At 37.9% G+C, this 26,980-nt stretch carries 29 protein-coding genes; 24 read left to right on the top strand and 5 right to left on the bottom strand.

Translation table 11 applies throughout. From position 1 onward, the window contains the following. Nucleotides 1-11: 11 nt before the first annotated feature. The 15 genes from EDD71_RS09210 to EDD71_RS09280 all read left to right on the top strand — a co-directional run bounded on the left by EDD71_RS09210 (nucleotide 12) and on the right by EDD71_RS09280 (nucleotide 13,231). The gene (locus EDD71_RS09210) at nucleotides 12-665 is read left to right on the top strand and encodes an ABC transporter permease (RefSeq protein WP_133628498.1); all 654 of its coding nucleotides are present in this window, start codon (nucleotides 12-14) and stop codon (nucleotides 663-665) included. Further along, nucleotides 662-1,357 (top strand): ATP-binding cassette domain-containing protein, encoded by a 696-nt coding sequence (locus tag EDD71_RS09215; protein WP_133628448.1) that lies wholly within the window; start codon nucleotides 662-664, stop codon nucleotides 1,355-1,357. The genes EDD71_RS09210 and EDD71_RS09215 overlap by 4 nt, the downstream gene beginning before the upstream one ends. Nucleotides 1,358-1,399: 42 nt before the next feature. Further along, nucleotides 1,400-1,894, top strand: coding sequence for a MogA/MoaB family molybdenum cofactor biosynthesis protein (locus EDD71_RS09220; protein WP_133628449.1), 495 nt, complete (start codon nucleotides 1,400-1,402; stop codon nucleotides 1,892-1,894). A gap of 44 nt (nucleotides 1,895-1,938) precedes the next feature. Continuing rightward, nucleotides 1,939-3,165, top strand: coding sequence for a molybdopterin molybdotransferase MoeA (locus tag EDD71_RS09225; protein ID WP_133628450.1), 1,227 nt, complete (start codon nucleotides 1,939-1,941; stop codon nucleotides 3,163-3,165). A gap of 12 nt (nucleotides 3,166-3,177) precedes the next feature. Then, nucleotides 3,178-5,085, top strand: a complete 1,908-nt coding sequence (locus tag EDD71_RS09230; RefSeq protein WP_133628451.1) for a molybdopterin biosynthesis protein — start codon at nucleotides 3,178-3,180, stop codon at nucleotides 5,083-5,085. 10 nt (nucleotides 5,086-5,095) lie between these two features. Further along, nucleotides 5,096-6,055, top strand: coding sequence for a GTP 3',8-cyclase MoaA (moaA, locus tag EDD71_RS09235; protein WP_133628452.1), 960 nt, complete (start codon nucleotides 5,096-5,098; stop codon nucleotides 6,053-6,055). A gap of 1 nt (nucleotide 6,056) precedes the next feature. After that, entirely contained in the window at nucleotides 6,057-6,533 is a 477-nt protein-coding gene (gene moaC / locus EDD71_RS09240; protein ID WP_133628453.1) for a cyclic pyranopterin monophosphate synthase MoaC, read from the top strand. 1 nt (nucleotide 6,534) lies between these two features. Beyond that, a complete protein-coding gene (locus EDD71_RS09245) occupies nucleotides 6,535-6,975 on the top strand; it encodes an MOSC domain-containing protein (RefSeq protein ID WP_133628454.1) in 441 nt (146 codons plus the stop codon). 9 nt (nucleotides 6,976-6,984) lie between these two features. Then, complete coding sequence (locus EDD71_RS09250) at nucleotides 6,985-7,656, top strand: HesA/MoeB/ThiF family protein (RefSeq protein WP_133628455.1); 672 nt, start codon at nucleotides 6,985-6,987, stop codon at nucleotides 7,654-7,656. Between the two features lie 128 nt (nucleotides 7,657-7,784). Continuing rightward, the gene (locus tag EDD71_RS09255) at nucleotides 7,785-8,327 is read left to right on the top strand and encodes an MATE family efflux transporter (protein ID WP_133628456.1); all 543 of its coding nucleotides are present in this window, start codon (nucleotides 7,785-7,787) and stop codon (nucleotides 8,325-8,327) included. Between the two features lie 89 nt (nucleotides 8,328-8,416). Beyond that, nucleotides 8,417-9,883 carry an MFS transporter gene (locus tag EDD71_RS09260; protein WP_133628457.1) on the top strand — a complete coding sequence of 489 codons (1,467 nt, stop codon included), beginning with the start codon at nucleotides 8,417-8,419 and terminating at the stop codon, nucleotides 9,881-9,883. A 117-nt stretch (nucleotides 9,884-10,000) separates the two neighbouring features. Next, on the top strand, nucleotides 10,001-11,239 hold the full coding sequence (locus EDD71_RS09265; RefSeq protein ID WP_133628458.1) for a BaiN/RdsA family NAD(P)/FAD-dependent oxidoreductase: 1,239 nt from the start codon (nucleotides 10,001-10,003) through the stop codon (nucleotides 11,237-11,239). 73 nt (nucleotides 11,240-11,312) lie between these two features. Then, the gene (locus EDD71_RS09270; protein WP_133628459.1) at nucleotides 11,313-11,687 is read left to right on the top strand and encodes a L,D-transpeptidase; all 375 of its coding nucleotides are present in this window, start codon (nucleotides 11,313-11,315) and stop codon (nucleotides 11,685-11,687) included. 244 nt (nucleotides 11,688-11,931) lie between these two features. Continuing rightward, nucleotides 11,932-12,366 (top strand): NUDIX domain-containing protein, encoded by a 435-nt coding sequence (locus EDD71_RS09275; protein ID WP_133628460.1) that lies wholly within the window; start codon nucleotides 11,932-11,934, stop codon nucleotides 12,364-12,366. A gap of 142 nt (nucleotides 12,367-12,508) precedes the next feature. Continuing rightward, the gene (locus EDD71_RS09280) at nucleotides 12,509-13,231 is read left to right on the top strand and encodes a Crp/Fnr family transcriptional regulator (RefSeq protein WP_243116433.1); all 723 of its coding nucleotides are present in this window, start codon (nucleotides 12,509-12,511) and stop codon (nucleotides 13,229-13,231) included. A gap of 26 nt (nucleotides 13,232-13,257) precedes the next feature. Here the strand turns inward: EDD71_RS09280 and EDD71_RS09285 are convergent, their stop codons facing one another. Then, the gene (locus tag EDD71_RS09285) at nucleotides 13,258-14,007 is read right to left on the bottom strand and encodes a DUF438 domain-containing protein (RefSeq protein ID WP_133628461.1); all 750 of its coding nucleotides are present in this window, start codon (nucleotides 14,005-14,007) and stop codon (nucleotides 13,258-13,260) included. Between the two features lie 104 nt (nucleotides 14,008-14,111). Continuing rightward, on the bottom strand, nucleotides 14,112-15,341 hold the full coding sequence (locus tag EDD71_RS09290; RefSeq protein ID WP_133628462.1) for an FprA family A-type flavoprotein: 1,230 nt from the start codon (nucleotides 15,339-15,341) through the stop codon (nucleotides 14,112-14,114). 240 nt (nucleotides 15,342-15,581) lie between these two features. Here EDD71_RS09290 and EDD71_RS09295 point away from each other — a divergent pair, with 240 nt between their 5' ends. The 3 genes from EDD71_RS09295 to EDD71_RS09305 all read left to right on the top strand — a co-directional run bounded on the left by EDD71_RS09295 (nucleotide 15,582) and on the right by EDD71_RS09305 (nucleotide 18,173). Further along, entirely contained in the window at nucleotides 15,582-15,923 is a 342-nt protein-coding gene (locus tag EDD71_RS09295) for a cupin domain-containing protein (RefSeq protein ID WP_133628463.1), read from the top strand. Nucleotides 15,924-16,083: 160 nt separating this feature from the next. Further along, nucleotides 16,084-16,791 (top strand): 23S rRNA pseudouridine(2604) synthase RluF, encoded by a 708-nt coding sequence (gene rluF / locus EDD71_RS09300; protein WP_133628464.1) that lies wholly within the window; start codon nucleotides 16,084-16,086, stop codon nucleotides 16,789-16,791. Nucleotides 16,792-17,045: 254 nt separating this feature from the next. After that, on the top strand, nucleotides 17,046-18,173 hold the full coding sequence (locus EDD71_RS09305) for a TMEM165/GDT1 family protein (RefSeq protein ID WP_166636425.1): 1,128 nt from the start codon (nucleotides 17,046-17,048) through the stop codon (nucleotides 18,171-18,173). Between the two features lie 68 nt (nucleotides 18,174-18,241). Here the strand turns inward: EDD71_RS09305 and EDD71_RS09310 are convergent, their stop codons facing one another. Further along, nucleotides 18,242-18,418 carry a DUF1540 domain-containing protein gene (locus tag EDD71_RS09310; RefSeq protein WP_133628466.1) on the bottom strand — a complete coding sequence of 59 codons (177 nt, stop codon included), beginning with the start codon at nucleotides 18,416-18,418 and terminating at the stop codon, nucleotides 18,242-18,244. Between the two features lie 249 nt (nucleotides 18,419-18,667). On the opposite strand from EDD71_RS09310, the gene EDD71_RS15355 reads away from it, so the two are divergent. The 3 genes from EDD71_RS15355 to EDD71_RS09320 all read left to right on the top strand — a co-directional run bounded on the left by EDD71_RS15355 (nucleotide 18,668) and on the right by EDD71_RS09320 (nucleotide 22,481). Continuing rightward, nucleotides 18,668-18,820: a hypothetical protein gene (locus tag EDD71_RS15355; protein ID WP_166636426.1), complete on the top strand. Its 153-nt coding sequence runs from the start codon at nucleotides 18,668-18,670 to the stop codon at nucleotides 18,818-18,820. A 137-nt stretch (nucleotides 18,821-18,957) separates the two neighbouring features. Next, nucleotides 18,958-20,694: an ABC transporter ATP-binding protein gene (locus EDD71_RS09315; RefSeq protein WP_133628467.1), complete on the top strand. Its 1,737-nt coding sequence runs from the start codon at nucleotides 18,958-18,960 to the stop codon at nucleotides 20,692-20,694. Further along, nucleotides 20,694-22,481, top strand: coding sequence for an ABC transporter ATP-binding protein (locus EDD71_RS09320; protein ID WP_133628468.1), 1,788 nt, complete (start codon nucleotides 20,694-20,696; stop codon nucleotides 22,479-22,481). The genes EDD71_RS09315 and EDD71_RS09320 overlap by 1 nt, the downstream gene beginning before the upstream one ends. Nucleotides 22,482-22,984: 503 nt before the next feature. Here EDD71_RS09320 and EDD71_RS09325 read toward each other — a convergent pair. Next, on the bottom strand, nucleotides 22,985-23,500 hold the full coding sequence (locus EDD71_RS09325; protein ID WP_133628469.1) for a GNAT family N-acetyltransferase: 516 nt from the start codon (nucleotides 23,498-23,500) through the stop codon (nucleotides 22,985-22,987). Between the two features lie 76 nt (nucleotides 23,501-23,576). On the opposite strand from EDD71_RS09325, the gene EDD71_RS15360 reads away from it, so the two are divergent. Next, nucleotides 23,577-23,744, top strand: coding sequence for a hypothetical protein (locus EDD71_RS15360; protein ID WP_166636427.1), 168 nt, complete (start codon nucleotides 23,577-23,579; stop codon nucleotides 23,742-23,744). Nucleotides 23,745-23,759: 15 nt separating this feature from the next. Beyond that, nucleotides 23,760-24,527 carry a histidinol phosphate phosphatase gene (locus EDD71_RS09330; RefSeq protein WP_133628470.1) on the top strand — a complete coding sequence of 256 codons (768 nt, stop codon included), beginning with the start codon at nucleotides 23,760-23,762 and terminating at the stop codon, nucleotides 24,525-24,527. A gap of 218 nt (nucleotides 24,528-24,745) precedes the next feature. On the opposite strand, the gene EDD71_RS09335 is transcribed toward EDD71_RS09330, so the two are convergent. Further along, nucleotides 24,746-25,435 carry a metallophosphoesterase family protein gene (locus EDD71_RS09335; RefSeq protein WP_133628471.1) on the bottom strand — a complete coding sequence of 230 codons (690 nt, stop codon included), beginning with the start codon at nucleotides 25,433-25,435 and terminating at the stop codon, nucleotides 24,746-24,748. 215 nt (nucleotides 25,436-25,650) lie between these two features. Here EDD71_RS09335 and EDD71_RS09340 point away from each other — a divergent pair, with 215 nt between their 5' ends. After that, entirely contained in the window at nucleotides 25,651-26,967 is a 1,317-nt protein-coding gene (locus EDD71_RS09340) for a DUF5050 domain-containing protein (RefSeq protein WP_133628472.1), read from the top strand. Nucleotides 26,968-26,980 lie beyond the last annotated feature (13 nt).

The raw sequence follows: 26,980 nt of genomic DNA on the forward strand, positions 1-26,980 counted from the left end.
TTATTGAAAGCATGAAGGAAGTATTTAAGGACATCAATCCTGTAATAGCGATGTCCCTTACTGTATCCTTATCTTCGACCTGCATAGCATCTATTGTTGGAATATTCATTGGTATACCTGCATCAATTAAAAACTTTAAAGGTAAAACAGGGATAATGAGGATTACAGATACACTTATGAGCCTTCCACCGGTTCTTATGGGCCTTATAGTATATGTTATGCTTTCAAGAAGCGGACCATTTGGAATGCTTGAGCTTCTCTTTACTCCTGCAGCAATGATTATAGCCCAGACACTTCTTATACTTCCAATAGTATTTGGACTTACAGTATCCCATTTTTCTAAAATCGCATTAGAGATTAGAAAAACCTGCCTTTCACTTGGTGCGGAGGGAAAAAATATAATTTTAACCATAATACGGGAGGGAAGGGTTCAAATTTTAACTATTATTACTGTAGCCTTTGGAAGGGCCATATCAGAAGTGGGGGCTGTAATGATGGTTGGAGGGAATATAAAGGGTTATACAAGGGTTATGACGACATATATTGCCCTTGAAACAGGCAAGGGTAATTTCAGGGAGGCTGCTGTAATAGGGTTTATACTACTTGGAATATCCTTTTTAGTTAATTACATGCTCCACAGGTTTCAGGGAGGCGATGAAACTTGAGGGTAAACATAGAAAACCTTATAAAAAGATACAACAACAGAGTTGTACTTGATATTGAAAGGCTTGACATAGAGGAAGGAAAAGTTTATGCAGTTCTGGGCCTTAATGGGAGCGGCAAAAGTACCCTGCTGGAATGTATTGCAGGGTTGATAGATTATGATGAGGGAAAAATTCTTTATAACGGCAGGGAAGGTATTGAAAACAGCAGAAAAGCAATATCCATGATGGTTCAAAAACCCTATCTTTTTGACAAATCAGTTATGGATAATATTATATCAGGGCTTAAGTTCAGAAATGAAAATAAAAAAATGATGGACAAAAGATTTTATGAATACTTGAGTTTCTTTAGCATTGATCACCTTCTTTATAAAAATGCTAAAAAGCTTTCAGGTGGAGAAGGTGCGAAAACAGCACTTTTAAGAACCGCCGTGATTGAAACGGAGCTGACGCTTTTGGATGAGCCAACTGCAAGCATGGATATGGAAAGTACCCTTCAGGCGGAAAGGCTTATAAAGTCTATGGCAGGTGGGAAAAGAAGCGTGGTTATAGTCACCCATGATATTTTCCAGGCAAAAAGGCTTGCAGATGATGTGATATTTTTGGATAGGGGTAAGATAATTGAAATGGGCAGTGCATACAAGGTATTTAGCTGCCCAAAAAGCAGCGCTCTGAGAAAAATTATGAATTTATAGATTTTCTGGTGACAGTCACCGAAGAAATGGAGGAGAACAGCCATGATAAGAACAGCAATATTAACAATAAGCGACAGTAGCTCAAGGGGAGAGAGGATAGATGGTACAGGCCCTGCCATAATGAAGCTTCTTGAAGGAAGGGGATATGAGGTTGAGTATTATAAAATTTTACCCGATGAGATGGATGAGATAGAGAAGGAGCTTATTTATCTTTGCGACGGCCTGAGGGTAAACCTTGTATTGACAAACGGGGGGACAGGCTTTTCTAAGAGGGATGTAACTCCTGAGGCAACCAGAAGAGTGATTGAAAAGTATGTTCCTGGGATAGGTGAAGCAATGAGGGCGAAGTCACTTGAAATCACCCCAAAGGCAATGCTTTCAAGGGGTATTGCAGGAATTAGGGAAGAAACCCTTATAATAAACCTTCCTGGAAGCCCCAGGGGGGCTGTTGAAAACCTCGAGGCTATTATGCCTGCTATTTTCCATGGGGTGGAGATACTTCTTGGAGAAGCAAGTGAATGTGCCAGAAAGGATTAACTTTCCTTGGAACTTATGTTCTAAAATTTTGAGGAGGGGGTCTTATGGAGCTTTTTAAGGTGGTAGATGTAGACGAGGTAAAAAAAATAATAGACGATAACTTCAAAATGGAGCCTGAACCGGAAAAAATACCCCTTTTGGAGGCTTTGGGAAGGGTATTATACAGAGACATCATAGCTGAGGAAAATGTGCCCGGGTTTAGAAGATCCGCTGTGGATGGTTATGCATTAAAATCAAAGGATGCGGCTGGGGCAAGCGAATCAATTCCTGGAATTTTTGAAATCAAAGGCGAGGTGAAAATGGGAGAAGAGTGCAGGACTAATCTAGATTCTCCCGGCGATTGCGTATATGTTCCAACTGGAGGAATGATACCCGATGAAGCCGATTGTGTTGTAATGATTGAATATACTGAAAAACTCGATGAAAATACAGTACTTGTAAACAAGCCACCCTATCCTGGAGAAAACGTGGTAGAGGAAAAGGATGATACTGCAGAGGGGGAAGTTGTTATAAAAAAGGGAACAACTATAAGGCCATATGAAGCTGGTGTTCTTGCAAGCCTCGGCATAATAGAAGTTGAGGTTTGTAAAAAAATTAGGTGTGGAATTATCTCAACCGGAGATGAAATAGTGGAGCCGTCAACTACTCCACTTAAAGGACAGGTAAGAGATGTAAACACCTATCTCTTAAGCACACTCATAGAAGAGTCAGGGGGGAAGCCCGCAATATATGGAATCCACAGGGATAGCTTCAATAGCATGAAGAAAGTTATAGCAAGGGCATGGGAGGAATGTGACATGGTATTAATTTCAGGTGGAAGCTCCGTTGGAAAGAAGGATCAAACGCTTGAAGTCATTAAGTCCCTTGAAAACTCGAAGATATTAGTTCATGGAATAGCTATAAAACCAGGTAAACCTACATTGATTGGCAAAGCAGGAGAAAAAATTATATTTGGACTTCCTGGGCATCCTCTGGCATGTGCTGTTGTTTTTAAAACAATAGTTAAGCATTGCATAGACAGAGTTTATGGAAAAAGGGAAGAGGTTTATCCCATGCCCTGTACCTTTACGATAAACTATCACAAGGCTAAGGGAAGGGAGGAATTTCTTCCTGTAAATCTTAAATTCGTGAACGGTAATTTAACTGCTGCCCCGATTCTTTCAAAGTCAGGTATAATTTCAGCCTTTTCTAAGGCATGGGGATATATAAGGCTCAGCAAAAACCTTGAAGGAATAAAGGAAGGGGAAAGGGTTATGGTATATAAACTCTAAGGAGGAATAGGAATGGAACAGAGGATGTACCTTTCAAATCACGAGTTTGATGATGCAATTGATATATTTTTTAAAGGGATTCAGAATATAAATCCCCGGACTGAAATAGTTAAAACTTGGGAAGCTTGGGGAAGGGTTACGGCTGAAGCATTGTATGCTAAGATTTCATCACCTCATTACAATTCCTCCTCTATGGATGGAATAGCAACGCTGAGCAGTAAAACCAGGGGAGCCTCAGAGAAAAATCACATAATACTTGAGGAGGGAAGGGATTATATTATAGTCGATACCGGGGACCCAATACCCTCTGAGTATGACTGCGTAATAATGGTTGAGGACCTTATAAGGATTGATGAAACCCATGTAGCCATATATAAAAGCGCTTCTTCCTATCAAAACATAAGGCCAATAGGTGAGGACATAGTTGAAAACCAGCTCATACTTCCTGCAAATCATAAAATAAGACCCGTTGATATAGGGGCTTTGATGGCGGGTGGAGTAAATGATTTAAAGGTTTATAAAAGGCCCGAAGTTGGGATAATCCCAACGGGAACGGAGCTTGTTGAGCCGGGAGGCAGCCTAAAGGCCGGAGACATAATAGAGTTTAACTCAAGGGTGTTTTCAGCCCAGATAGAGGAGTGGGGAGGAAAGGCAAAAAGATATGACATCCAAAAGGATGTTTATGAAGACATAAAAAGCACTGTCCTAAGGGCCTGGGAGGAGTGCGACATCATACTTATAAATGCAGGTTCATCGGCAGGACGGGAGGATTTTTCCTCAAGGGTTATAGAAGAGCTCGGTGAGGTTTTTGTTCACGGCGTTTCCATAAAACCCGGAAAGCCCGTTATACTGGGGCATATTAAAGGAAAACCTGTCATTGGCATACCAGGATACCCTGTGTCAGCCTATGTAATTATGGAGTTTATAGTAAAGAGGCTTATATATATGTATCAGAGATTAAAACCAGAGGAGGCTAAAAGGGTAAGGGCAGTGACATCGAGGCGTATTATGTCATCCCTTAAATACCTGGAGTTTGTGAGAGTTAAGCTTGGATACGTGGGACGCAAGCTTATAGCAGCGCCCTTGAGCCGGGGGGCAGGGGCTACAATGTCTCTTGTCCAGGCAGATGGAATACTTGAAATACCCCAGAATACAGAGGGAATAGAAGCTGGAACAGAGGTTGAAGTTAAGCTTTTAAAGGATGAAGGGGACATAAAAAATACAATAGTATGCATAGGAAGCCACGATCCCATCATGGATATCGCAGGAAACCTTCTTCATAGCGAAAACAGAGACATGTATTTGTCATCGGCCCACGTTGGAAGTATGGGAGGGATTATGGCATTAAGAAATGGAGAAACACATATGGCACCAATTCATCTCCTTGATATGGAAAGCGGCTTGTACAACGTATCCTATTTAAAAAAGTATCTTCCAAATAGAAAAATGGCTCTAATAAAATGTGTTAAAAGAATACAGGGGCTTATGGTGAAGAAGGGTAATCCATTAAATATAAAGGCAATGGAAGATATTGTGGAGAAAAGGGCTAGATTTGTAAATCGACAGAGGGGCTCGGGTACAAGGTTATTGATGGACTACATTATAAAAAAGAAGGGGATAATGCCTGAAGCTATAAATGGCTATGACAGGGAGGAGTTTACCCATCTTGGGGTTGCAGCAGCGGTTGAAGCGGGAGACGCGGATGTGGGTATTGGAATATATTCTGCTGCAGCTATGATGGGGCTTGAGTTTATTCCCATAGGAAGTGAGGAATATGATATAGCCGTCCCATTAGAATATCTGGAAACGGAAATGATTAAAAACTTTATAAAAGTAATAACAAGCGACGAGTTTAAAAAGGAGCTTGACAGGCTTGGAGGTTATGACTATTCCCATATAGGGAAAATTGTTTTAATATAGGGGGGATTCCATGTTAGACAGTTTTGGAAGGAATATAGACTATCTCAGGGTTTCACTAACGGATAGATGCAACTTAAGGTGTATATACTGCATGCCTGAGGAAGGGGTAAGAAAAGTTCATCATGATGATATATTAAGGTTTGAGGATATCTTAAAAATTGTAAAAGCCTTTTCAACCCTTGGTATAAAAAAAATAAGATATACGGGAGGAGAACCCCTTATATTAAAAGGAATAGAAGGGCTAATTTATGAAACATCAAAAATACCTGGAATTGAGGATATTACAATTACTACAAACGGAATCCTCCTTTCTGACACGACAAAAGAACTAAAAAGGGCAGGGCTTAAGAGGGTTAACATAAGCCTTGATACTTTAAGAGAAGACAGATATAGAAAAATTACAAGGGGAGGAGATATAGGAAGGGTATTTGAAGCAATTGAAAGCTGTATTCGCATCGGGCTAAGCCCCGTAAAGCTAAATACCGTTGTTATAAAAGGAATAAACGATGATGAAATAGAGGACTTTATTAATCTTACAAAGGAAATACCTGTGGAGGTGAGGTTTATTGAACTTATGCCTATTGGCGAAGGAAGAAGATATTTTAAAGAAGGCCATATTCCGTCGGAAGAAATATTAAAATGCTTTCCTGAACTAATACCGCTTCAGGCAGATATTAGAGGAACAGCCTCACTTTATAAGCTTAAAAATTCAAAGGGAACAGTTGGGTTTATAAGCCCGCTTAGCTGTAAGTTCTGCAACACCTGTAACAGAATAAGGCTAACGGCCTCGGGCACTATAAAGCCCTGCTTACATTCGATGGATGAAATAAATATTAAAAACCATATTCATAATGAGATCGGCCTTTTGGCCAATATTAAAAAATCCATATTTAATAAACCAGGAGAACACCATCTCGAGAGGGAAGGAATTAGCAGGAGCCTAAAGGATATGTATCAGATAGGGGGATAATATGGAATTAACTCACATAAATGAAGAGGGAAGGGCTAGAATGGTAGACGTAAGCACAAAGGAGGAAACGCTAAGGGAAGCTGTTGCATTTTCAAGGGTTTATATGAAAAGAGAAACCCTTGAAAGGATAAGGGAGGGAACAATAAAAAAGGGGGATGTTTTATCCGTTGCCCAGGTAGCAGGAATTATGGGGGCTAAAAACACATCCCATATAATTCCCATGTGCCATCCCATTTTTATATCAGGGTGCGATTTAATCTTTAAAATGAATTTTGAGATGTGCTGCATTGATATAACGGCTACAGTTAAAAATACGGGGCAGACGGGCGTTGAAATGGAAGCTATGACTGCGGTATCGGTTGCGGCCTTGACTGTCTATGATATGTGCAAGGCCGTTGACAGGGAAATGATTATATCCGATGTAATGCTCCTTAGAAAAAGGGGAGGCAAATCAGGTGTTTTTGAAAGGAAGGGTTAATATGGCAAGGGTATTATCTGTTAATATAAGTGAAAAGAAGGGTGTTATAAAGCATCCAATTGAAAAGGGGTATTTCGAAGTTGAGCATGGGCTTGTTGGTGATGCCCATGCAGGAAAATGGCACAGGCAGGTAAGCCTTCTTGGCAAGGAGAGTATTGATAAGATGAAGTCCCTTGGAATCGATGGCTTTTGCACAGGAAAGTTTGCAGAGAACATAACAACAGAGGGAATAGATCTTTTTAAACTTCCTGTTGGAACAAAGCTTAAAATAGGCGAAACCCTTATGGAGGTTACCCAGATAGGCAAGGAATGCCATGTGGGATGTCAAATCAGGACTCTGGTTGGCGACTGTATAATGCCAAGGGAAGGGATATTCACAAGGGTACTTGAGGCAGGGTGGATAAAACCTGGAGATAAAATTGAGGTTGTTAGGGAGAGGTAGAGATGAATCATGGAAAGATATCAAAGAAACATAGGAACTTTAACTGTGGAAGAAAATGAAAGGATAAAAAATTGCAGGGTGTGCGTTGTCGGCTGCGGGGGGATTGGTGGATATGTAATAGAGATGCTTGGAAGGCTTGGGATAGGTTACATAACCGCCGTTGATGGTGACGTTTTTGACAAAACCAATCTTAACAGGCAGATACTTTCCGACGATGAATCCATCGGGAAGAGTAAGGCACAAAAGGCTAAAAAAAGGATGATGCTTGTAAATCCCTTTGTTACAGTTAAAGCCATAGAAGAGAAACTTACAAAGGAAAATGCTGAAAAAATTATAAATGGAAATGATGTGGTGGTGGATGCCCTTGACAACTTGGAAGGGAGGAAATTGCTGGCGGATGCATGTGAAAAACTATCAATCCCGCTTGTCCACGGTGCCATCGAAGGATGGTATGCACAGGTTTCAACCATATTTCCCGGGGATAGAACTTTCCAGAGGATATACGGGAAAGCAACATCAAAGGTTAATACCCTGGGAAACCCATCCTTCACTCCTGCTTTGGCTGCATCCATCGAAGTAAGCGAAGTTGTAAAGTTATTAACTGGCAGAGGGACAATTCTGAGGAACAAGCTTCTCTATGTTAATTTACTTGATAATGAGTATACTATTATAGATTTATGAAACCAAAATATATGTTAATTTGTTATATGCCTTCCAAAATGTTATAATATATTAGAAAATGTTAAAGTTTTTTAGCTGATGCTGTTACCAGGCATAGGCTTTAATAAAACCACAAAAGGAGAGAATTGATGAGGCATAAACTATTTAAGAATAGAAGCTTTTATACAGCAATGCTGTCCATTGCTCTTCCAATTGCCCTGCAGAACCTCATATCCTCATCATTAAATATGGTGGATACGATAATGATTGGGCAGCTTGGAAAGACGGAGATTGCAGCGGTTGGCCTTGCAAACCAGTATTTCTTTTTATTTACGCTTTTATTGTTCGGAACAAACAGCGGACTTTCCATTTTTATATCCCAGTTCTGGGGGAAGGAAGACATTAAAAATATCAGAAGGGTTCTTGGAATATCGATCATTTCAGGTGGAATTATTAGTATACTGTTTACAATAGGAGGGTTTTTCCTTCCTGAGTTTATAATGGGGATTTTCTCGGCTGACCCGGAAGTTATAGATACTGGAGTCAAATACCTAAGGATTGTATCCTTAAGCTATACAATTACAGCAATTAGCTTCTCCTTCAGCTTTGCCTCAAGAAGTGTAAGGCAGGCATTTGTTCCTATGATTGTAAGTGCAATTTCACTTGGAACCAATACACTGAATTATATCTAAAAAGTGGGTTAAAAACGTGGTTCAGGATATCTAGTTTCTTCAACCATATACTGTGTATAATTCTAATGATAAAGTTTTAGGAGGTAAAAATGGAAGAAAACAAGGATATGAATAATAGGGTTCCACTATACGAGACCATCACCAGAGGTAGAAGAATACAGATACTTATAGCCGTTGCCATAGGTACTTTCATGGGAGCGCTGGATTCAAGCGTTGTAAACATAGCCCTTCCAAATATAACTAAATATTTTAACGCGCCTTTGGCTGCCGTTCAATGGGTGGTTATGTCCTATCTATTGATAATAAGCAGCCTTCTGCTTACATACGGCAGAATGGGGGATATGTACGGTCACAAAAGAATATACATATCAGGATTTATAATATTTACCATAGGTTCAGTACTTTGTGGACTATCGCCAACCATTGGATTTTTGATAGTAGCAAGGGCAGTTCAGGCCCTTGGAGCTGGAATGCTTATGTCTATGGGACCGGCAATAATCACAGACATATCTCATCCCAAGGATAGAGGCAAAGCACTTGGAGTCAATGCGGTTGCAGTATCCGTTGCCCTTACTGCAGGGCCTGTACTTGGAGGTTTTTTGGTTTCAAACTTCGACTGGTCAAGTATATTTTATATAAACCTTCCAGTCGGTATCATAGGAATACTCTGGGGGATTAAAGTTATACCCGGAAGAAAGGATATTATAAGGCAGCCATTTGATATAATGGGAGCATTTGTAATTTTCATTGCGCTGATATGCATATTGTTGCCCCTAAGCCTTGTTGAGAGAATTGGATGGGGGGTATGGTATATACCTACCCTTCTTGCAGCAGGGTTTATTTTCCTTATACTTTTCATCTTTATAGAAAAAACAACAGAATATCCTATGATAAACCTTAAGCTCTTTAGAAACCGTCAGTTTTCCATGAGCAACATTTCAGCCATGTTAAACTATATGGCGCAGTATACCGTAGTGTTTTTAATGCCCTTTTATCTTCAGCAGCTTAGGGGGCTGCCTGCGTCTGAGGCAGGGCTTTTTATGATACCCATGCCTATTACAACAATGATTCTTGCGCCAATAAGCGGAATTTTATCAGACAGAACGGATAGCAGGATATTAAGCGCAGTTGGTATGGGCATTGCGGCCTTTGGAATATGGCAGCTTAGCAAGCTTGGTATAAACTCACCAAGGCTTCAGATATCCCTGGCTCTTATAACTACAGGTATAGGAGTAGGGCTATTCCAGACACCAAATAACAGCGTAATAATGGGAAGCGTTCCGGGTAACTGGAGAGGAATTGCTTCGGGAATGCTCGCAACCATGAGGAACATGGGAATGGTGCTTGGTGTTGCAGTATCAGGTGCAGTTTTCACAAACCGTTTAAACGCTTTAAACGTAGAGCTTGGAAGATTGGGAGTAACAGGTGAAGCATTAAGGGTGCAGTCCTTTACAGGAGCGATGCATTTAACCTATATAATAGGTTCGCTTATAGCATGTTTTGCAGCACTGACTTCACTTATAAGGAGTTCAGGAAAAAATAAAAAAACCCTGTAATCGAATTTTCGATTACAGGGTTTTTTGAGCAGTTTTATTGATCGTCTTTATACTATATTAGAGGTTTGGTATAATAATAAAAATGCTGGAAGTCAAACTTTGTAAAGGAGTTTTGATATGGATAGAAATCAAATTCTTGTAATTGGCGGAGGAGCTGCAGGGCTTGTTGCGGCCATTGCGGCTGCGAGGAACGGTTCGGAGGTTAAGATAATCGAGCGTATGAATCGTGTAGGAAAGAAAATACTTGCGACGGGAAATGGAAGATGCAACCTGACAAATGTTTATGCAAACGTAGATAGGTATCATGGAAAAAATCCTTGGTTTATAAAGGATGCCCTTGAACAGTTTTCAGTCGAACAGACAATAGATTTCTTTGAAGAGCTTGGGGTAGCATGTAAAGAAGAAAGGGATGGGAAGGTATACCCTTATTCAGATCAGGCATCAAGTGTCCTTGATGTTTTAAGGTATGAGCTTGAGGAACTCGGGGTAGAGGAGATATGTGACGCTGAGGTTGTTAGAATACAGCCCACTAAAAAGGGATTTAATGTCCATACTAAAAACAATGAAATAATTAAAGGGGATAAGGTAATTTTGACAGCGGGTGGAAGGGCTGCACCAAACCTCGGATCAAACGGGAGCGGCTATAAGCTTGCACTGGATTTAGGCCACAGAATGGTAGAAACCTTCCCGGCACTTGTACAGCTCAGGCTTGATTCTCCACATCTTAAGGGAATAAACGGTGTAAAATTTCAAGGAAAAGCTGCCCTGGGAGTCAGAGATAAGGTTTTAAGGGAGGAAATGGGAGAAATATTGTTTACTGCATATGGAATTTCAGGACCTCCGATATTTCAACTTAGCAGGAAAGCTTCAGAGCAGCTTTCAGAAGGCAACAGCCCCTGGATTGAGGTTGATATATTTCCTGATGCCGGTGATAAGGAAGTATTTGACTTGATAAGAAGAAGGCTGGACTACAGGCCAAATAAGCCCCTTGATTTTAGCTTTGTAGGCCTTTTAAATAAAAGGCTTATTCCGGCTGTTATTAAGGAAGCTGATATTGCAGATATGCACAAACCCTGCAGAGAGGTTATGCCTAAGGAGATAAAAAGCATTGTGAACATCTTAAAGCGATGGAGATTCAAGATTACAGGTACCCAGTCATGGACAGAAGCTCAAGTCACAGCGGGTGGAATAGACGTTGAGGATGTAAACCCGGTAACAATGGAGTCGAAGCTGGTCCCGGGATTTTACCTTGCAGGGGAGATACTCGATATAGATGGAGACTGCGGAGGATATAACCTGCAGTGGGCATGGTCGTCGGGATATGTAGCAGGATATTACGCATCCATTAATTATTAAGCACGTTTTCCTCTGTAACCATTCATAGTATTATAAAATATTATACTATGAAAATATTTTTAGGGGGATCATAATGTTTATATGTCCTTATGGGAATATGTGCAGGTTTGCAAGGCCGGTGTGGAAAATTTTTGTTAACACAAAGACCAGGAGGCTTACCCTCTACAAAAACGGCAGGGTTTATAAAACATACCCCATTGCAGTTGGGAAAATGCTGACACCAAGCCCCATGGGTACCTTTAGGATAATAAATAAGCAGGTAAATCCGGGGGGACCCTTTGGAGCCAGGTGGATGGGGCTTAGTAAAAGGGGTTTTGGAATACACGGTACCAATGATCCATCATCCATTGGCAAGTTTGTTTCACATGGATGCATAAGAATGTATAACAGGGATGTAATCGAACTTTTTAATCTAGTGCCTGTGGGTACTCCGGTTACTATTATGTAAAAAAAAATCTACCTTCGAAATCCACCTCAGGTGGATTTTTTATGAAACTTTTCAGAGTAGTATAACGTCTATAATAAAGGATGATTTTATATATGGAGGTACAACAATGAAAAAATCCATTATTAAAGCTTCAATTGTTATAGTATATTTTGTTATACTAACAATATTAATGAAAAGTTATATAGGTTAAAACGCTGATGCCATATATGAAATGAGAGTTTAGTGAAAGGGAAGGAAGAAATATATGAAATTTGACAGGGCTGTGGCTGTATACATACTAAACAAGGATAATAAAGTTTTGCTGCTGCTTCATAAAAAGCTTTGCTCATGGCTTCCTCCAGGAGGGCATGTTGAAGACAATGAGCTTATTCATGAAGCTGCAATAAGGGAAGTTGAGGAAGAGACAGGGCTTGAGATTGAGTTTATCTATAACACAAAGGATATCAATGACAAAAATGATGAGAAGGCAAGGATTCTTCCCCATCCCATACTTGTGCAACTTGAAGATCTTGGTGATCATTATCATGAGGATTTTGTTTATCTTGCACGGGCAAAATGTGATGAGATTATAAATTTGGAAAATCATCAAATTGGATGGTTTTCAATAGAAGAGGCAAAAAAGCTGGATACCTTTGATAATGTAAAGAGGCATCTTGATCATATAGAAACGCTAATATAGTCTGTATCTACAGGCATTTTGACAAATTTGTGACTGAAATCATTCATTTAATAATGAAATTATGATATTTTAATACGTAAAGGTTTTATCATAGAGCTGAACATTTTTAAAAGTATCCTTGCGATTGGGAGGGAGGGACATCATGAGCTGCACAAATGGATGTGAGACATATACCTGTGAAGGATGCACAGGAAAATACTGTGCAAGAAAGGTTTCTATATTCTCTATGCTTGATGATAAACACATAAAAGAAGTTATAAGCATGATTAAAAGGAGAAAATATAAAAAAGGTCAGATTCTATTTTTTGAAGGAGATGTGTCGGATAAGCTTTTTATAATAAATAAGGGAAAGATTAAAATATATAAATACACAAAGGAAGGAAAGGAGCAGATACTGTATATACTCTCTGAAGGAGATTTTATCGGTGACTTAAGCCTTCTCAAGAGAGGGAAGTATGAGTTCAATGCCGAGGCATTGCAGGATGTAGATGTATGTATACTTACTAAGGATAATTTTGACAGGATTATAAGGGTCAATCCTGAAATTCCAATTAAGATGCTTGAACATATTCATGATAGAGTTGTGGGACTTGAAAAACTCGTTCAAACCTTGAGTACCAAGGATGTTGAGGCAAGGCTTGCCGGGCTTTTGATTAATTTTGCAAAGGATTTTGGCAGGAAGACCAGTGAAGGCATTGAAATTAACACTCCATTAAGCAGAGAAGAAATGGCAAATTATATAGGTATCACAAGGGAAACTATAAGTAGAAAGCTGACAAGTATGCAGGATGCTGGAATAATTGAGCTTGTTGGCAATAAAAAAATTGTTATAAAAGACGTGGAAAGGCTTGAAGAAATGTTGTAGGAGGGTCAGATTTAAGCCCTCCTTATTTATACCCCTGGCGTGAAGGGACAGTATCCAATTTTATCGCATTCTTCCTTCATCTTGTCCCATACATTATTATCCTTTATTATATTTATAGCAGTTGGATAGAGTATGTGGTTTTCCTTAAAAATGTGATCCCTTAAATTAAATACAACGTATTTGACGGAGGAATCAACTTCCTTTTTAAATTCCGCAAAGTCCATTTCAGAAACTTTGAGGGCAAGATCCCTGATTTTACGCTTTTTAGCCCTTAAATCTTCGTGTTCCATTCTCATAATTCGTGTTGGGCCTGTAACGTTTCTCTTTTCCATTTCGGGGAAGAGAACGCGTTCCTCCCTCTGGTGATGGTTTTCTGCAGCGATAATAAGTTCAGCGGTTTCAAGAAGTGCTTTAAAATCGGAGTTATTTTCGTCAAATTTTTCCAATTTTTGGATTCTGCTATTTATTTCATCGATCTTTGTTAAAAGTTTTAAAATTTCATCATGTTCTAATATAAATGTATCAAGAACATGTCCTTTTTCAACCTGTGACTTTAAGCCTGAAAGCTCATCCTTAAGAACCTCCATATGAACGTTACATAGATTTCTTAAGTCCTCAGGGTGAAGTCCATTTTCTATAAGCTTTTGCTCCGCAAGGGACAGCTCAAGGGGATTTACACTCTGTACAAGCTCCATGGCTTCCTTCCTTACTGCTTCACTAGGTTCACCGTTGTTTAACCTTTCAAGAACGGATATCAATTTCTGTATCTTGTCCATACTATAACCTCCTAAATAACATATATTTGCCAGTCTATTGTGCCGGCTTCTTATAAAAATATGTAAACCATTGGCTCCGTAGGGAACACAATGGGAGATTAAAATTATTGTTTGATTAATACTTCTCCAATTACTCTTCCAGCCCTTATGCATATATTCTTTGTATTTTCATCAGGGCTGAATCTAATTCTTAAAGGAAGTTTAATGCTTTCATCTCCAGTTGTTTTAACGAGGAATGATGTGTCTAAAAGTGTCATGCTGCTGTTTCTTATATAGTCGTTGAGAATTTCGACTGCTTCGCCGCTCCAGCCAAAGGAACCAAAGGCTGCACCAATTTTGCCTCTAAGGTCAAGCTTTAATATTTCTTTTAACGTATCTTCGATGTTGCCGATCATGTCAGCATACTTTGTAGAGCTTCCAACGATTATGGCGTCTGATTTCTCAGCAAGGGATAATATGGATTCAAGGTCTGCATTTTTGGTATTAATAACGTTGGTTTCAACTCCCATATCATTTAGTCCCTGTGAAATATACTGTGCAATTTTTGCTGTGTTTCCTGTCATGGAACTGAATAGTATTAGAGCTTTTTTGTCTGTACTTACCTTCTGGCTCATTTCATCATAGAGGGCAATATACTTCTTGGCATTGGATCTTAAAACATAGCCGTGGGATGGTGCAATCATATTTATTTCAATATCCTTTATCTTTTCTATCATATCCCTTACATAGGGCCTGTGCGGGTGCATAATAAGCTTGTAGTATCCTGCAAAGTCTTCTGTTATATCCTCACTGGCAAGGTCGTCAAAAAGCTCATAGGTTGCTACGTGTGTACTGAAAAGGTCACATGGATAAAGTATCTTATCTTCAATGCAGTAGGTTATCATTGTCTCTTCAGTATGGAGGTATGGTGTTTCAAAGAACTTGAGTGTCTTTCCGCCAATGTCCAGGGTGTCACCATCTTTTATAACAAGGAATTTTTTGTCCTGAAGCTTGAACATTCCAATTAAAAGCTCTTTTCCCTTTTCAGTTGTTACGATTGTTGCATTCTTTGCTTTATTGACAAGTGCAGGAAGTCCGCCTGCATGATCAGGTTCAACGTGATTAATAACTATATATTGAATTTTATCCAGTTCGATTATTTCCTGAAGGTTTTTAACAAACTCAGCACCATACATGATGTCAACTGTATCTATAACAGTTGGCTTTTCGGTGTAGAGAAGGTATGAATTATATGTTGTTCCCTTCTCAAGAATAAGCCTGTGGAATGGAACCTTTCTATCATCAACTTTTCCCACCCAGTAAGAATTTTCTGCGATCATTATTTTATTAGCCATTTTACATCTCCCCTTCGTTTTATTTCATGATTAAATTATAAATTGAACGATGTATTAAAACGATGATTGAGGTCAATTTATAATTTGATTGAAATCAAATTATATTAGCAGTAATAATGGATATAGGACCACCTGTACAATGAAAAAATAAATTGAAACGTTTATACAGAATTATATAATTAAAAGTTGATTTTAGAGTAAAACTAATTGATGGAAAAGTTGAATTTAAGGAGGAAACGTATGAGGATAGAAAAATTGTCTGATAAAATGGTTTATATGGACAATACGCTGACAAAAAGAATTTTATACAATGAGAAAAGGATACTTAACTTTGTTTTAAATTTCAGGCCGGGACAGGGAGTCCCTCCTCATAATCATGAGGACAGCGATCTTATTGTGCTTGTCATTACCGGAGAGGGCGAAATGACCGTTGACGGCGCGGTCCACAAGGTTTCCGAGGGAGATGTTATTTATTGTACTGGAAACGAGGTTTTCAGCATTACAAATACAGGGCAAAGGGACATGTCCTGTTTTGTAGTTCTGTCGCCTAATCCATCGCCTGTATATTTAAAGGAAATTTGAAACCAAATCTTTGTTAAAGGGAAATCGCTCTGGTATAATTATCAGGAGATACCGGCTGTATTCGATATCTCTATTTTACTACATAAAAATAAGTAAGCAGGCTAAAAAGGTATAATAAGGTTAAAATATGGATAGCGAGTATGACTGAGGGGGTGATATTATGAGAATAAATAAGTACATAAGCGAAACGGGATTTTGTTCAAGAAGGGAAGCAGATAAACTCATTGAAGATGGAAAGGTCACTATAAACGGAAGAGTTGCTGTGCTTGGAGATGACGTTAAGGGAGGGGATGAAGTTCTGGTAAACGGCATGCCCTTAAACAGGAAGAAAAAGCATATATATATTGCACTAAATAAACCAGTTGGAATTACATGTACCACAGAACGTCATGTTGAAGGTAACATTATAGATTTTGTAGGTCATCCAGAAAGGATATTCCCCATAGGACGTCTTGACAAGGACTCCGATGGACTTATACTCCTTACAAACGATGGTGATATAGTGAACAGAATATTAAGATCAGAATACAACCACGAGAAGGAATACATTGTAACCGTCGATAAACCAATTACTAAAGAGTTCTTAAAGGGAATGGCAAACGGTGTTAAAATTGATGACTATGTAACTAAAAAATGTAAGGTAAGTCCTGTGGGTTCCCATGTATTCAGGATAATCCTAACCGAGGGCAAAAACCGCCAGATAAGAAAAATGTGTAAATCTTTCGGGTACAAGGTCAGAAGGCTTCAGCGCATACGCATTATGAATATAAAACTTGGAGATCTCAAAATGGGCAGATGGAGAAATCTCACAAAGAAGGAACTGGACGAGCTTTTTAGAACATTAAAATACAGGCCGAGGGAATTATAATTTTCTAGCAATAAGGAATTATACTTGTTATTTGCCTGTTTTTTTTAGTATAATAAACTTACTGGTAAGTTAAAAGGGAGTAGCTATGGACATTGTCCATGTATAGGATCAACACACTGGTTAAAACCTGGTCCTATTCACTTAAGAGTTTTAAGGAGCGAGACTTTTAGCTTGACATGGCCTTCTTTGGCTTTGTTAAGCTGGAAGCTTTGCTCCTTTTAATATTGTTAAATGGTATAAGGAGAGGAAAGGTAATGTTTAAGGAATTATTCAAGGCTTTTTTCTTTATTTTCATGGCCGAAATGGGGGATAAAACCCAAATACTTGCAATGACATTTGCAACAAGGTACAGGGTTTCAGAGGTGCTGATTGGAGTACTTATCGGTTCAGCTTTAAACCATGGTCTGGCCATTGCACTTGGTGTGTATTTATCAAACATTATACCAGTAAATACAATACAACTCATTGCAGCGGTATCTTTTATACTATTTGGACTGTGGACACTCAAAAGTGATGAAGAGGAGGAAGAAGAATCGAAAAAGAACCTTGGACCAATACTTACTGTAGCAACATCTTTTTTCATAGGAGAACTGGGAGATAAAACGCAACTGACTGCTATAACTCTTTCAACCGATGCAGCCTATCCACTTTTCATACTTATGGGTACCGTTTCAGGTATGCTTGCAACCAGCGAAATAGGAATATTCCTTGGAAGTAAACTTGGGGAGAGGATACCTGAATATGCAATTAAATTTTTATCGGCAGCAGTTTTTATGTTCTTCGGTATTTTAAAGCTGTTTGAAAACCTTCCATCAAGTTATTTAACGCCTTTAAATATAGCTATTTTCTTTATAATTTTAGCCATTACTTCATATCTTTTTGCAAAGCCAATTGTTCAAAGCATAAAGGAAAGAAAAACCACACCATTAAAGCAGGTTGCATCATCACTTTATATAAATACACACAGGCTTAAAGCCTGTATAAATGATGTTTGTCCCGGAAAGGAAGTTTGTGGCGACTGTGACAGAAATAAATGTTTGATAGGATATACAAAAGATTTGCTTGAAAACGCAGAGAAGACCGGCGATTACAGAGTGCCTCAGGATAAGCTCCTGCTGCCTGAACACAGAATAAAAAATTTTAACAGAGATAAAATAAGAGCTGCAATAATAGCTGCAGTGGAGGGGTGTTTAAACTGCGGAGAAAAACACAACAAAAGCTGCATTATAAATAAATCCAGGGAAGCACTTGAAAGGATATACTTTGGGGAGACTCTCACCTTCAATGGAGATATTGATGATTATATTGAAGAGGTAAGAAAAAGAGAGAGAAGGCTCGCTGAAAGATTGGAAAAAATAAGGGGTGCTAAGCAAAAGGAATAGCTATTGTTCTTTTTATATAGAAAGAAAGATAACAAAGCTTCAGACGAATAATCTGAAGCTCGGGTGTTTTATTTTACATAATTTGGGTCTGGTTCAAAGCTTCCACAGTCAGTACATTCAACTGTCTTTGCAGGATGATGATGATGAACCACCTTTATATGTGGAAGTGAACAGTATTCATCACTCTTTGCATGGTATTTGCATTCTGTAACGTTACAGCCTATGCTTTGATTGATTTCAGTCATATACGGCACCTCCTAAATTAATTTACAATTATATTTTTTACTATGGACTTTTAATTATACTCATATATTTTTGTCAACAAGGCAGATTGATGAAATGTAGTTGTAAAGACTATAATTTTACAAACAAAATGTCACTATTGAAATTATTGGTACAAAAATAAAAAATAGTAAAAAACATTGACATATGGGAAAAAAAGGAGTAATATTAAATAGTAATGTCAATAAATTTTTTAAAAGGAGGTAGGAAAAATGATTAAGTTAAGAGTTTCAGCTGTTGACGCAATTTTAATTGGAACCTTTATGCCTAATTTTAGCGATACTTTTATGTTAAAAATTAATACAGCTGTTTCAAGCTTTATTTACGATAGCCCTACCTCAAATAATATATTTAGTATGAAATGATTTTGAAATCATGGTCATGGGCTGTCGTCCCATGGCCTTTTTATATTCCCTATTATGATTCTATATGTATAATCATTTTCGTTTGTGCGGCCATGGGAAACCATGGTTTTTTATTTTCAATTAAAGGGGGACCTAATATGAAAAATGTGCTAAGGTATGTTAAAAAGTACAGAATTTTTGTTGTTATACCATTTGCTTCAATGATTATTAGCATTGCACTGGATATGTTTAACCCTTACCTTATTGGGATCATGATAGACAGGGTATTAAAGAAAGAGGAATTTGAGCTTTTGGGAAAAGTGCTTTTAGGAATAGGGATCATTACCTTTTCAAGAACTATTTTAGGATATATCAGAGAGTTTACCTTTGATTATTTATCTACAAGGGTAAGTATAGAGCTTAAGAGGGATATATTTAATCACATTCAAAGCTTGCCCTTTAGCTATTTTGACAGAATGAACACGGGAGAGCTCATGTCAAGGATAGGCGAGGATGTTGATAACGTATGGAGGGCAGTTGGATTTGGAATAGGGCTTGCAATCGAAAACACCATATATTTTATAACAGCATTTGCAATACTTTTCTCTATGAACTGGAAACTTGCACTTGTAAGTTTAATTACAATGCCGTTTCTTGCAATTCTAGCCATGAGGCTTGAAAAGAAAATTGGAAAGGCATATGAGGATATAAGCGATCATGTTGCCGTCTTAAACACCACGGCCCAGGAGAATATTGCCGGAGTAAGGCTTGTCAAAGCCTTTGCAAGGGAAAAGCATGAGATACTCAAATTTTTAGAGCTTAATAAGACCAATTACAATTTAAACATGAAGCAGGCCAACGTATGGGGAAAGTTTTTTCCAGCAATAGAGTTTATAAGCAACCTGTGCGTTGTAATGGTCATATCGGCTGGGGGCCTTTTTGTAGCCGGAGGAAGTATGTCGATAGGTGAGCTTGTCTCATTTAACGGATATATATGGATGCTAATATGGCCCATGAGAATGATAGGATGGCTTACAAATCTTATTGCACAGGCCAGTGCATCAGCGAAGAAAATTGAAAATATAATGAGCATCGTCCCTGAAATTAAAGACAGCGATAACCCTGTAGTACCTGAAAAGATACAGGGGAATGTGGTTTTCGAAAACGTTTCATTCAAATACGGAGAGGAATATGTATTAAAGAATATAAACCTGAGTGCAAAAGCTGGTAATACAATTGCCATTATGGGTACAACAGGTTCAGGTAAAACTTCTTTAATAAATCTCATTGGAAGGTACTATGACGTATGCGAAGGAAGGGTTTTAGTTGATGGTTGCGACGTTAGGGATATCCATCTTGAAACCCTGAGGAATTCAATATCATTAGTTTCCCAGGATGTATTTCTTTTTTCTGAGAGCATTGCCGAAAACGTAAGACTTGGAAAGGAAAACGCAACCTTTGAGGAAATAAAGGAGGCATGCAGGGAGGCATGTGCCCATGAATTTATAGAAGAGCTTGAAGATGGTTATGATACAGTAATCGGAGAAAGGGGAATCGGGCTTTCAGGAGGACAAAAGCAGAGGATATCAATTGCAAGGGCACTTATAAAGGATGCAAGTATACTCATACTTGATGATGCGACCTCCGCCCTGGATATGGAGACAGAATATCAGTTATTAAAAAATTTAAATAACAGGCAAAGAAAGGCAACAACTTTCATAATTGCACACAGAATATCGGCAGTTAAAAATGCCGACGAAATCATTTTTCTTGAAAATGGAGAGATCGTTGAGAGGGGAACCCATCAGGAGCTTTTAAACTTGAGAGGAAGATATTACGAGGTTTACTGTGAACAATTCAAAGATTTTGAGAATATTCAGCAGGAGGTGATATAATGGCTCGAAATACAGTAAAGCAGGACGAGGATTTAAAAAGGAGGTCAAACTTTGAGATAATTAAGAGGCTATTAACCTATCTTAAGGAATATAAAATGAAGGTTTTAGTTGTAATACTTCTAATGATATATGTTATGGCCTGCAATATTTTAAATCCTTACCTCTTAAAGATTGCCATTGACGATTATATAGGCGCCAAAAATATAAACGGGCTTATGAAGATAGGAGTGTTTATGACTCTGCTTAATTTACTCGCAATGTTTGCCTCAAGGAAGAGGATAAGACTTATGTCGTCGGTTACAAACAATATTCTTTTAAAAATCAGGCAGGAGCTTTACTCTCATATTCAAAAGCTTTCCTTCTCCTTCTTTGACAGCAGGCCTGCAGGAAAGATTCTGGCCAGGGTTATAGGAGATGTAAATTCCCTGCAGGACCTTTTCACAAACAGCGTAACAAGCTTTATTCCGGAGCTTTTAACGCTAATTTGCGTTGCAGTTGTTATGTTTTCAATGAATTTTAAGCTTGCAATTGCAGCAATAAGCATACTGCCCCTTCTCGCAGCAAGCATGTTTACAATAGAGGTTGTAAGCAGAAGGAGATGGCAAGCTTACAGGCAGAAAAGGTCAAACACCAACGCCTATACCCATGAGGACTTTTCAGGAATAAAGGTAATACAGTCCTTTACAGCTGAAAAAAGGACTTCAAAATCCTTCTTAAAACTTGTGAAGGAAATGATGGATGCCTTTGTAAGTGCGGTAAGGCTAAATGATCTTTTCTGGCCAATTGTTGAAATATCCTCTGGAATAGGAACGATAATAGTTTTTTGGTATAGCGTTAAGCTGTACGGTGCAGGAAGGGTGACGGTAGGAACTATAGTGGCTTTCATCGGATATATAGGAATGTTCTGGAGGCCAATATTTAATATAAGCAATTTCTACAATACCCTTATAACAAACTTTGCAGCAGCGGAAAGAATATTTGAAATACTTGACATTCCACCGGATATTGTAAGTATCCATGACGCTGTTAAAATGCCCAGAATAAAAGGCAGCGTAGAATTCAAGAATGTAACCTTTGGATATGAGGATGGCACAGTTGTACTTGATAACGTAAATTTTAAGGTGAAGCCAGGTGAAACCATTGCCCTTGTTGGACCTACAGGGGCAGGAAAAACAACCATTGTAAATTTAATAAGCAGATTCTACGACGCCCAGAAGGGAGAAGTTTTGATAGATGGAAAGAACGTTAAGGACGTTGAAATCGAGTCTTTAAGGTCTCAAATGGGAATAATGCTGCAGGATACCTTTCTGTTTTCAACAACCATAATGGAAAATATAAGATATGGAAAGCTGGATGCCACAGACGAGGAGGTTATTGCAGCGGCAAAGGCGGTTAATGCCCATGAGTTTATAATGAAGCTTGAAAATGGATATAATACGGTAGTCAACGAGAGGGGGTCAAGGCTTTCCGTTGGCCAGAGGCAGCTAATATCCTTTGCAAGGGCACTCCTTGCAAATCCAAGAATATTAATACTTGATGAGGCAACTTCAAATATAGATACCTTTACGGAAAGGCTTGTACAAAAGGGAATAAAAAAGCTTTTGTTTGGAAGAACCTCCTTTGTAATCGCCCATAGATTGTCAACTATAAGGGATGCGGATAGAATTATGGTCATAGACGGTGGGAGAATAGTTGAAGAAGGAACTCATGAGGAGCTTATAAATTTGAGGGGAGCGTATTATAACCTCTATATGTCCCAGTATAAATTCTTAAATGAGGGAGCATAAAATCCTCATGGAATATAATGATATTTGAAATCTTGTATAATTATTAAATGAGAGATAAATTAACGCGTTGTGCTACTCTGAAAAGTTCATTGGAATAAAACCAGAAAATATATACAGACCGACGCTGTGATAAAAAAATATATAAAACGAACTATTTTAGCGAGCAACTAGAGGTTCTTAGCGAGTGGGCAGCTGAGAAGCCTTAGTAGAGTTCGTGGTGTTTGAGCTAAGCGAGTTTTAAAAGCTTACTTGGCTTGTCAGCTGTCCTGAGCTTTAGAATCTCTGTGCGCAAGCGTACTGGTGAATGAAATATATTTTTTATCGCAGCGCCGGTCTGTACATGCTTTCTACTTTTATTCCAATGAACTTTTCAGAGTAGCACAACAAGTTAGCTTAAGTTTAGATTATTATTGAAACTTTTTTCATAATCTTGTGGTAAATTTTGTTTCATGCAGAGCTAGTTCAAGAACAGAGGAAGAGGGAGTTCACGAAACTTTAAATTATTATCTCCAGTATTTTAACCTATATCTTGCCATTATATATTCATCTACATATTCTCCATTTCTTATTGCTGCATACTTCTTTCTCCCTTCAATTTCAAAGCCCATTGATTTATAAAGGTTTATTGCCCTTTCATTGTCTACGAATACACCAAGTTCAACTCTAACAAGCATTAGCCAATTGTCTGCAAGGTCCAATATTTTTTGAAATAGTGCTTTTCCTATGCCCTTTCCCTGATAATCCCTGTGTACTGCAATTCCTAGCGATGCTGAATGCCTCGTTCTTAAATTTTTATTTATGTGAAGCCCGATTATCCCTACAACCTTCTTTTGACCTTCCTCTTCAATCTCTGCAACTAAAACGTGATCGTTATCTGTAAGCCCGTTTATAAAAGCTTCTGTTCTTGTTATTCTCTCGCTTATAATCCCAAGCATGTTTTCCCTTACTCCATCCATTCTTCTAATTTCATTTATAAATGAAGCATCTTGCATCATAATCGGTCTTATGTTTAAATTCATGCTATCCCTCCATTATATATTTTTTTTATTTTACCATATTTTTTATTGATGGGAAATACTTACATAACAATTGCTTGTGAAATTTTTCAATGTAGATTATAATATCCATAAATCGAAAGGGGCGATTTTATGGATTTTATTGTTCTTTCCTGAGGACATATTCCAAACAGAGCCTGATAGAATAAAGGATGTTGAGGTTGAAATGATCTTTGCAGGTGGAAGACTTGAGTATAAAAATAATTGAGAGGAGGAAAAATATATGTTTGACAGCCATTTGCATACAAGATTTTCTACGGATTCAATGATGGTAATAACAGAGGCTTTGAAAAAAGCTGAGGAACTTAATATTGGACTTGTAATAACTGAGCATATGGATATAGATTATCCTGTTCCGGAAAAGTTTATATTTGATAAGTATGCGTATTTTAATGAATACTCAAAGTATAGAAATGATAAACTTCTGCTTGGTGTAGAATTAGGACTTAAAACTAATTGTGTTGAGGAAAACAGAGCCCTTACAGAAAAGTATCCCTTTGACTTTGTATTAGGTTCAGTCCACCTCGTTGATAATATGGATTTATTTGGGGATGAATTTTATAAGGGAAAGACTAAGCATGAGGCCTATACCCGTTATCTTGAGTATATGCTTGAATGTCTAAAAGAGCACGATTTCATAGACAGCCTCGGGCATATCGATTATATAACCAGATATGCAAGGTATGGGGATACAGAAATGTACTACAAGGAATTTGCGGATTACATCGATGAAGTCCTCAGACTTGCGGCTCATAGAGGAATTTCACTTGAGATTAACACAAGAAGGTTCGAAAATGAAAAGGCAGTAAAAAATCTTGAAACAATATATAAAAGATTTTATGAACTTGGAGGAAGAACAGTAACCACAGGCTCCGATGCCCACATAAAAAGCTATGTTGGAAGAAATATTAAGGATGCATTTGAAATGGCTGAAAGGTGCAATCTAAAACCTGTGTACTTTAAAGAAAGAAAGCCTGAGTACATGAAATAACTTATTATTTATGCACACAAGATTTGTAGGGGGCTGGCTTCTGTGCCAGCCAGTTTATTGCATGATGGCAGAGGTTTTACTTATTGGTTACCATTTTCTGAATTGGAATATGCAGCTTTGTGTTTTCAGAATTGTTCTTCGTCAGGCTTGTTGCATATTGCTGTGAGCAATTAAATTGTGATGCATAACTGTTATAATTTGTGCATTATTTTTACGTGCTAAGCTTGTACATTTTTTATCCATTCCAGTGTTCCTGGTTTTAATTCTCCATCTGGCTGTGGAAAGCCTAGAATTTCATTATTTTCATATTTGCAGGTATCAAGCATCAATAACCATATGTCCTTTGAGGGGTCCGCCAGATAGCTTAAACTGTTCATATCCCTCGATAGTGCTTCATTATAACCAAAAGCACCATAAATTTTGGAAAAATCCTTATCGTTAATATAATCTTCCTTATACTGATTACTGCCCTTAAAGCTTCTCCCCCAGGGGTTTAGTATATCGTGATTTCCAGGAATTACAAAAACAGAAATTCCAGATTTCTCAATATTTTTTAGCTTTTCAGCAAGCTCAAGATGATTTTTTCTCTCCCCATTGTTCGTTAAATCACCACTAATTATCAGAATATCAGGTTTTTTTTTAATATCATTTGCGAAGGCACTCATTATCTCATCGATATAATCAAGCTGTTTGCCATCGCCGCTGGAAATATATTTTTGAAAGGCCTCTCCATCATCGGTCAAACTTTTGGACAAATAGTGAATATCCGTTGCAACAAAAAATGTTATTTCCTTACCAGATGGAATTTTAGAGGCTCGGTTCAGTTTTGCTGAACTCCCGCTGCAGCCTGAAAAAATCAATATAAATAGGAAGAGTATAAGTTTAAGAATTTTTTTACTGATGTTCATAAAAATCTCCTTTGTAGGTTTGCTAATAGGTACATTTACTATTAGTATAATATAAAAACTCTGTCTATGCTGTGATATAAATAACAAAATATTCTCCCGCTGTGCAATGTATTCGATAGTTTTATGTAATTTCTGCAAAGAAAATATAAACGATATGAATAATTGATAAAATACTTGTCCATAATATTAATAAAGAATAAACGTGGGGGGATAAAATGAAAATAATGAGAAGAAAAAAAGGCTTATCAAAATTACCGGAAATAAGGGCTGGAATAATTGCAGCATTTGTTGTTTTTCTAATAGGGATTTCATGCGGCGTACTTATATTTCAAAGGAATTTTATAAGCAAAGCTGCAGCCCAATCAGCTGAAAGTTCAGCTAAGGGGAATAAAATAGCTTTGAGCCCATATTTAAACAGCTTAACAAACGATGAAATATACAGATATACGGATGAAAATAATTCTTTAGAAACGTGGGATGAAAAAGAAGATGAAAATACAAAGGATGAAGCCTTCGGGCTGGATAAAAGCCTTTCCTATCCAGGGCTTTATCAGGTAGAAGGTAATTATGTATATTATGTAAGCCCCTATGATTTTAAAATCTATAAAATCTCAGGGAACGGGAAAAGGATAAAGCTTTCAGAGGATAAAGCTGATTATAACGGAATACTGCTTCATGGTGGGTGGATTTATTTTATAAATTCATCAAAGGGTGAGAAACTCTATAGGGTTAGAACCGACGGGAAGGATATGATTAAAGTAAGTGAAGATAAAATGAGAACGAGCTTTGAAGGCTTTTTTAAATGGAAGGGCAGCCTTTATTATTATGATGAATATATGGGCATTCACAAAATAGACGAAACGGGAAAGGAAGTTGAGCTTGGTGCTGGAGAGAGAAATACAGTATTAAACTTTTCATATTCATCTAAGATATATGGTAATATCCTTTATAAATGGGGACCCGATGGAATAGCCAAGGTTGACCTTGAATATGGAAAAGAAATAAAGCTCATAGATGATCCTGTTTATTCATTTCAGCTCTATAGAGATAGAATCTATTACATCAATTATAAAAATCACAACCTTTACAGCATTACCTCTGATGGAAAAGACAAAGTAAGGCTTATAGACGATGAGCTCATATGCGAAGGACCAGATTACGACACTGGAAATATGGTTATAAGTGATGGATTGCTTTACTATATAAAATACAATGAAAGTGGTACCGGTGAACTTTACAGCCTTCATATTGAAAGTGGAAAAAGGACCGTTCTTGCAAAGGATGTAAAGGACTTTAAGCTATATGGAGATAAACTGTATTATATTGATGGGATTGAGTTTGGAAAGCTATACAATATGAAAAAAGATGGCACAGACAAAGGAGAACTTACTTCCAATTACTTTACCTATATGCTTGAAGGCCAGAATGGATTTCTATTTTATGGAGTTAAATCCCAAACTGACGATGAGCCCTACTATGGCAAGATATTTATGATGGACATTAAAAATAACATTGAAAGGGAACTTAAATGATAAAAGCCGATAA

This window comes from Fonticella tunisiensis, from assembly GCF_004364155.1.
Classification (GTDB): domain Bacteria; phylum Bacillota; class Clostridia; order Clostridiales; family Caloramatoraceae; genus Fonticella; species Fonticella tunisiensis.